The sequence below is a fragment of the Methylobacterium tarhaniae genome, assembly GCF_001043955.1.
GTDB lineage: Bacteria > Pseudomonadota > Alphaproteobacteria > Rhizobiales > Beijerinckiaceae > Methylobacterium > Methylobacterium tarhaniae.
This window is the reverse complement of sequence record NZ_LABZ01000404.1, coordinates 1-1,523: the sequence shown is the minus strand read 5'-3', so window position 1 is coordinate 1,523 and position 1,523 is coordinate 1. Positions and strand designations below refer to the sequence as shown.

General features: G+C 54.2%; 1 protein-coding gene and 1 pseudogene. Both read right to left on the bottom strand.

The features are described from left to right. Positions 1-279 precede the first annotated feature (279 nt). A complete protein-coding gene (locus tag VQ03_RS34895; RefSeq protein ID WP_245292256.1) occupies positions 280-720 on the bottom strand; it encodes a hypothetical protein in 441 nt (146 codons plus the stop codon). Positions 721-928: 208 nt separating this feature from the next. Then, positions 929-1,315: pseudogene (locus VQ03_RS35375) on the bottom strand (RHS repeat-associated core domain-containing protein); the annotation flags it as partial. Positions 1,316-1,523 lie beyond the last annotated feature (208 nt).

Here is a 1,523-nt window from a genome sequence, read left to right as displayed (position 1 = left end):
CGAAACGCTCCTCCACCTCCGGGGCGCCGGCGCAACGAAGGCCATAAATCAAATTCGTAGGTTGCGATTTTTGCAATATGCTATGCGCACATCAAGAAGTGAAAGTAAAAGTTTTTTGGCCCCTTTTTCGGATAATGTAAATATTCCAACTATAGACCGCCGTGCCGCATTGTAAAGGAGCCTGTAAGGGGTTCCAAAAGCCGCTTTGAACGGCTCACATCATAAAACACTCGGCTTTTCCGGCAGAAATTTACTTAATTATATATTTTTTTGATTTTTTTAATATTTATCCTTGGGCCAAAATTTCTCTCTTGCCTCCTCGAAATCTTCTATACTATGTAGATAAATACCAGGCTCGGTTTGCAAATCAACTCCAAGCAAATACATGATTGAGTCCCATATGACATCTGAATGCGCCGAATCCATTTCGAGCTCTCCAATGTCGTCTGCAGCCATTGCTTTTGCAGCAAATGCAGATAATTCTTCTCTTGATATAATTTCTTGGCACAGGGCGTCGAATTTGTCGCGCATTTCCTCTAATGTCACTTTCATCTCACCACTTCCCAATGTAATTACTATCGACATCAAATCGGAAATGAATTTTTGCGCCACCCGTTTCTGGACGAACTTGTCGCACATTTCCTGCTGTGTCGATCGTTTCATGCCAAGTGCGAGTTGTGCCCGTGGCGGGGTTCCACTCCCGCACAACGCGACGGCCAACCATATCACCTAGTGTTCTGGCGGGATCCATTATTCCATAATATCGAATTTTGCCGTTTTCAAGCTCCTTAAATCTTCCTTTACCATATTTTTGCGCTTGACGAAGATGCTCCTTCAATCTCGCGCCTGCTGCCGAGCTGCTAGGAGCGGACTGGCTTTCATTTACATTATCACGTTTATTAAATTCGCACCTAGCGAGCCCGAATGGATCAAGCTCTGCGACTGGTCGCTGAACATATCCTTGTGGCTGGCATCCTCCCTCTAATCCTATCGGATCCGGACTAATATACTGCCCCGCCTCCGCATCATAATACCGGAACCGGTTGTAGCTCAGCCCATTCTCGTTGTCCGCCCACTGACCCGGGAACCCGATCGGGCACAGGTCGGCCTCGTCTCCATCCGCATCACCCCGCGCCGCCCGCACACCCGCCAGCGACACCCCCCCGTCATTCGCCGCCTCGCCCCGCCATACTCCCCGCGTCCCGCCCCACAGACGATGCGACCGCGACCACGCCCGTCGCCCCTGCTCATCATACAGCTCACGCGGCGTCCCGAGATGGTCCGTCACCACGTGGTGCACCACCCCAGCCCGCATCCGCGCCACCGGCCGGAACGTCCCGGGTTCGTGGTGCCACGACACCGCACGATCCCACGCCACCCGCCCATCCGCGAACACGGGCGCGGCCTGCGCCACCACGTCCCCGTCCCACAGATACGCCTCCCCCGACGGCGCATCCCCCCGCATGACGTGGGCCCCATGCTCCTACCCGCCGGCCGCCTCGCCGTGCCGCCGCTTCCACAGC